Source organism: Gammaproteobacteria bacterium (assembly GCA_029884425.1).
In the GTDB taxonomy this organism is placed as follows: Bacteria; Pseudomonadota; Gammaproteobacteria; order S012-40; family S012-40; genus JAOUHV01.
The window spans coordinates 23,430-29,429 of record JAOUHV010000038.1 but is presented as its reverse complement, the minus strand read 5'-3'; the positions used below and the strand labels follow the sequence as shown (position 1 = coordinate 29,429).

General features: G+C 53.0%; 5 protein-coding genes. 3 read left to right on the top strand and 2 right to left on the bottom strand.

Annotated features, from left to right (window positions below; genetic code table 11):
• On the bottom strand, positions 1–504 hold a 504-nt coding region (gene tsf, locus OEW58_10370; protein ID MDH5301754.1), incomplete at its 3' end, for a translation elongation factor Ts.
• A gap of 125 nt (positions 505–629) precedes the next feature.
• Entirely contained in the window at positions 630–1,370 is a 741-nt protein-coding gene (rpsB, locus tag OEW58_10365; protein ID MDH5301753.1) for a 30S ribosomal protein S2, read from the bottom strand.
• Positions 1,371–1,613: 243 nt separating this feature from the next.
• Between rpsB and map the strand changes: the two genes are divergently transcribed.
• The 3 genes from map to OEW58_10350 are packed head-to-tail and all read left to right on the top strand — an operon-like array spanning position 1,614 to position 5,928.
• Entirely contained in the window at positions 1,614–2,381 is a 768-nt protein-coding gene (map, locus tag OEW58_10360; protein MDH5301752.1) for a type I methionyl aminopeptidase, read from the top strand.
• A gap of 4 nt (positions 2,382–2,385) precedes the next feature.
• Positions 2,386–5,103 (top strand): [protein-PII] uridylyltransferase, encoded by a 2,718-nt coding sequence (gene glnD, locus OEW58_10355; GenBank protein ID MDH5301751.1) that lies wholly within the window; start codon positions 2,386–2,388, stop codon positions 5,101–5,103.
• Complete coding sequence (locus tag OEW58_10350; GenBank protein MDH5301750.1) at positions 5,104–5,928, top strand: symmetrical bis(5'-nucleosyl)-tetraphosphatase; 825 nt, start codon at positions 5,104–5,106, stop codon at positions 5,926–5,928.
• The last annotated feature ends 72 nt before the right edge of the window (positions 5,929–6,000 follow it).

The window sequence follows — 6,000 nt, the reverse complement described above, 5'->3', positions numbered from 1 at the left end:
CATGTCCACGATTACGCCGATGCGTGAACCGTGTGAGTAGCCACCGATCACGCCGGTAGTGCTAACTACAGTAAAGCGACGCAGAGAGATGTTTTCACCAATTTTGGAAATCAGCGCACGACGTGCTTCATCAACTGTCGCCGAACCACCGGAGATAGTCATGGTGTTCAGTTCGTCAATGCTGGTCGGTTTGCCGGCCAGGGTCGTAGCAACCACGCCGTTCACGAAGTTCTGGAAGTCTTCGCCTTTGGCAACGAAGTCAGTTTCAGAGTTGATTTCAAACATCACCGCCGTGCGCTTGTCGGCAGAGGTCAAAATAGCAACAACACCGTCCGCGGCTACGCGGTCAGCTTTCTTGTCGGCTTTGGCCATACCGGTTTTGCGCATGTGTTCAACTGCGGCTTCGATATCACCATTGGTTTCAACCAGTGCTTTTTTGCACTCCATCATGCCGGCGCCGGTTCTTTCGCGCAATTCTTTAACTAGGGCTGCTGAAATAGACATGGACTCGTCCTCGGTAAATTCTTTAAACAGTAAACTTAAAATACGACTGGAAAAAAGGGGGCATAGCCCCCTTTGATTCGCGAACTTGCGATTAAGCGTAGTCAAATACGCAAGCGCGATACAACTTATTCCTTGCCTTCAACTTCTACGAAGTCGTCCGCAGCGGCAGCGCCACCCATGGAAGAAGATGCACGACCATCAATGATCGCGTCAGCCGCTGCACTTACGTACAGGCGAATAGCGCGGATAGCGTCATCGTTACCAGGAATAACGTAGTCAATGCCCTTAGGATTGTTGTTGGTGTCAACCACGCCAACCACGGGAATACCCAGAGTCTTGGCTTCGGCAACGGCATTTTTCTCGTGACCTACGTCAACCACGAACAGCGCTTCTGGCATGCTGGTCATGTCTTTGATACCGCCGATGGAACGCTCCAGCTTGGCCATTTCACGACGCAGCATCAGCGCTTCTTTCTTGCCCAAGCGATCCAAGTGACCATCTTTTTCCATGGCTTCCAGGTCTTTCAGGCGCTTGATAGACTGCTTCACAGTCTTGAAGTTGGTCAGCATACCGCCCAACCAACGGTGATCAACGTAAGGCATGCCACAGCGAGTGGCTTCTTCACGGATCACTTCGTACGCAGCACGCTTGGTGCCCACGAACAGTACGTTGCCACGCTTGGCGGCTACGCTACCGATGAAATTCATCGCATCTTTGAACAGCGGCAGGGAGTTCTCAAGATTGATAATGTGGATCTTGTTACGGTCACCGAAGATGTACGGTGCCATTTTTGGATCCCAAAAACGGGTTTGGTGACCGAAATGAACGCCGGCCTCCAGCATTTGACGCATGGTTACATTTGACATACTTTACTCCTAAAGTTTGGGTTATGCCTCCACGCACCCCATAAACCAAACCTTTTCAGAGACTTAGCTCCAAGCAGGCACCCTGGCTGATGTGACGGCGCGTGTGTGTTTTGTGTTTGCTAAATTGCGCGCTGATTTATACCATAAACCCCCTTTAACAACAATCACTAAGCTCCCGTATTGCAGTTGGGTGGTGAAAATGCCGCCATACCCCGAAGTTAACCACAGGAAAACACACTCATCATGACCGTCTACATCAAAACCGCCGATGAGATCGAAAAAATGCGCGTCGCCGGCCGCCTGGCCGCCGAGGTGCTGGAAATGATCGTCCCTCACGTCGTCCCCGGCGTCACCACGGACGAGCTAGACCGTATTTGCCACGATTACATCGTCAACGTGCAGCAGGCGATACCCGCGCCACTTAACTACCGCGGATTCCCCAAATCCATCTGCACCTCGGTCAATCACCAGGTATGTCACGGCATCCCGTCTGACAAAAAGCTCAAGGCCGGCGACATCATCAACATCGATATCACCGTCATCAAGGACGGTTACCACGGCGACACCAGTAAAATGTTCATCATCGGAGGCAAAGGCAGCATCCTCGCCGAACGCATCTGCACCTGTGCCCGTGAAGCCATGTGGAAAGGCATCAATCTGGTCAAACCCGGTGCCCGCCTGGGCGACATCGGTCACGCCATCCAGCAGCACGTCGAGGCCCAGGGATTTTCCGTGGTTCGTGAGTATTGCGGTCACGGCATCGGCAAAAAATTCCACGAAGACCCCCAGGTGCTGCACTATGGCAAACCGGGCACCGGCATGGTGCTGGAAGAAGGCATGACCTTCACGATCGAACCCATGGTCAATGCCGGACGCCGCGAGGTAAAACTACTCAAGGACAACTGGACCGTCGTCACCAAGGATCACACGCTATCTGCCCAGTGGGAACACACTATTCTGGTCACAACCACTGGCGTGGAAGTTTTAACCCTGCGTAACGAGGAAAAATAGCCCGGTGAGCGCCGACGATTATGCCTGGCTGTTTGATTTTAATGCGTTCAGAGAAACACTGACGCAAGGCAAAAATCCGCTGCCCCTGTACAAAAATGCCTTGAAAACCTCTCGCGACACCCTGCGTTGCGAGTTTGAGGCAGGACGCCCCATCGAACAATTAATCTGGGGACGAGCTTGGCTGGTGGATGGACTGCTGCAGCTGGCATGGCCATCCTTTATTTCTGCTCAGGATCAAGCAAACACGGCGCTCATCGCTGTCGGCGGTTATGGCCGGGGAGAACTGCATCCGGCCTCTGACATTGATTTCATGATCCTGTTCCAGGAAGAAAACCCCGCGCTGCTGGAGGCTGCCGGGCATTTTGTCACTTTCCTATGGGACATCGGCCTGGAAGTCGGCCACAGCGTGCGCTCGCTGGCGGAATGCGTGGACATCGCCAACCAGGACATCACCGTCGTCACCAATCTAACTGAATCACGCTTGATTGCCGGCAGCGAAAAAATCTTCCGTCACCTGCGCATCATCATTGATCCCAAATACATCTGGCCCAGCCGACGTTTTTTTGAAGCCAAGTGGCAAGAGCAAATTGAACGCCACCAGCGCTTTCACGACACTGCCTACAACCTTGAGCCCAACATCAAAGAAGGCCCCGGCGGATTGCGCGACATCCAGATGATAGGCTGGGTAACCAAACGACATTTTGATGCGCAAAACCTGCACGACCTGGTTGTGCACCAATTTCTTACCGAAGACGAGTATCAACGACTCATCCAGGCACAAAATTTCCTTTGGCGCGTTCGGTTTGCGCTGCACATGCTTGCTGGCCGCAAAGAAGAACGACTGTTGTTTGACTATCAGCCACAGCTGGCAAAGCTGCTGCATTTTGAAGATGAAACCGCCCAGAGCGATCATCAGACCAGCGACATCTGGAACCGCGCTGCCGACGGCCATCGTTTGGGCGTTGAACTTTTCATGAAAAAGTACTACCGCACAATCATGGAGCTGCGCAGCCTGAACGAAATCCTGCTGCAACTCTATCAGGAAGTCCTGCTACACAAAGATGACTCAGAAATTCCGCAGTCACTTAATCGCCGTTTTCAAGTGCACAAAGGATTCATCGAAGTCGTCAACGATCAGGTTTTCCAGCGCTACCCCTTCGCGCTGTTTGAAATTTTTTTGCTGATGCAGCAGCACCCTGAAATTATCGGCATTCGCGCTGCCACCAGTCGTTTGTTGCGCAGCTGTGCGTTACGCATCAATACCAATTTCCGCCAGGACATTCGCTGCCGCACGCTGTTTATCGAAATCCTCAAACAGGAATTCGGCATCACCTCCGCGCTGCGCAATCTGGCGCGATACAACATTCTGGACAACTACATCCCTGCTTTCGCCAACATCCTTGGCCTGATGCAGTACGACCTGTATCACGTTTACACCGTTGATCAGCACACCCTGTTCGTATTGCGCAATCTGCGTCGTTTTTTCAAACAAAAATGTGCCCACGAGTTCCCGCTGGCATCCAAGGTTGCCAGCAGCATTCCCAAGCCTGAATTGCTCTATCTCGCCGGTTTATTCCATGACATCGCCAAAGGACGCGGCGGCGATCATTCAACATTGGGGGCCGCCGACGCACAGCAGTTTTGCCAGGACCACGGCCTGAGTAAATACGACGCCGAGCTGGTCGCGTGGCTGGTGCAAAATCATCTATTGATGTCAGCCGTTGCCCAGCATCGCGACATCAGCGATCCGGCCATCGTCAACGATTTTGCCAATTGCGTTGGCGACTTTAGCCGCCTTGACTACCTGTATCTGCTCACCGTCGCCGATATGCGCGGCACCAATCCGAAATTATGGAATAGCTGGAAAGATTCGCTGCTGATTGAACTGTATCAGCAAACCCGCCGCGCCTTGGCGCGCGGCCTGGAAAATCCAATCGATCGCGACGACCGCATTCGTGAGAGTCAGTCTGCCGCTCGCAAACAATTACAGCAGCAACACATCAATACCGATGCGATTGAACGCCTGTGGCAAACAGTCAATAGCGATTATTTTCTGCGCTACAACGTCGACGAAATTGTCTGGCACGCCACATTACTGCAACACGATGAAACTCAAAATCATCCACTGATAGCAACCCGCACCATGGGTGACAACGGCGTCAGCCAGGTATTTATTTATGCTCCGTGCAGCACCGATTTATTTGCCCGCGTCACAATCACCTTGCATCAATTGCGACTGAGCACACTTGAAGCACGCATCGTCACCAGCAATCGCGGTTACTCCCTCGATAGCTATAGCGTGCTGGATGAAAGCGGCGAACCAATCAATGATCCGCAACGCCTGGCCGATCTGGAAAAATCATTGGAAACCAATTTGCGAGCTGACCACCTGCCACTTCGGCCGCGCCGAGTCACCAACCGGCAAATTAAAAATTTCCCCGTACCCACCGAGGTCAGCTTCACCAGTGATCCGGCCAACAATCGCACCATCATGGAAGTCATCAGCAACGACCGCCCCGGTCTACTGGCCAGCATCGCCCAGGTGTTGGCACGTCTAAACATTCAATTACAAAATGCCAAAATTTCCACCTTTGGCGCCCAGGCAGAAGACGTGTTTTTCATCACCAACGACGAGCTGAAAGCGCTCGACGATGAAAAATTGCTGCAGCAACTCAAACAAGCCATCATTGATGTGCTAGACAACCACCAAAAGGAAAATTAAATGGCCATTTACGCCATTGGCGACGTGCAGGGTTGTTTTGCCTCGCTGCAACAATTGCTGGAAAAAATACGTTTTGATCCGACCGCTGATCAACTCTGGTTTACTGGCGACCTGGTCAATCGCGGCCCGCAATCGCTGGAAGTGCTGCGTCTGGTTAAGTCGTTTGGTGACAGCGCCATCACTGTACTGGGCAATCACGATCTGCACTTGTTAGCGGTGTCCGAAGGATTTTCCACCCTCAAACCGCTGGACACCCTCGATGATATTCTGCGCGCAGCTGATCGTGATGAGCTGCTGTATTGGCTGCGTCATCGACCACTGCTGCATCACAGTGTCGAACACAATAAAACCCTGGTACACGCTGGCCTGCCACCGATCTGGGATCTGACCACCGCCCAACAATGCGCCAGCGAAGTTGAGCAGGCTTTACGCGGCGAGCAATACCATGATTTTTTACGCCACATGTATGGCAACGAACCATCGCTATGGCAGACCGACCTCACTGGCCTGGAGCGACTCCGCTACATCACCAATGCCCTGACCCGGATGCGTTACTGCGATGCTGACGGCCGCCTGGAGCTGAAAAGTAAAATGGCACCGGGCAAACAACCTGCGGGCTTAATCCCTTGGTACGAAGTAACCCAGCGACGCAACCAAAACCTGAATATCGTGTTCGGCCACTGGTCTACTCACGGCGAGCATTTCATTCCCGGCATTTATGCGCTGGACACCGGCTGCCTCTGGGGAGGCAGTCTCACCGCGCTACGTGTGGACGGTGAAACCTACAGAACCCAGGTTAATTGCGCAGCACAACAACACCCCTGAGCCCCTCCCTCCGGACCGAGCCTCTGCGCGGATTTTGCGGTATAATCAGGCAAACACCGGCCTTTCAAGGGT

Coding starts and splice junctions, on each gene's coding strand:
- rpsB (MDH5301753.1), bottom strand. CDS start 1,370: ATGTCAAATGTAACCATGCGTCAAATGCTGGAGGCCGGCGTTCATTTC.
- map (MDH5301752.1), top strand. CDS start 1,614: ATGACCGTCTACATCAAAACCGCCGATGAGATCGAAAAAATGCGCGTC.
- OEW58_10350 (MDH5301750.1), top strand. CDS start 5,104: ATGGCCATTTACGCCATTGGCGACGTGCAGGGTTGTTTTGCCTCGCTG.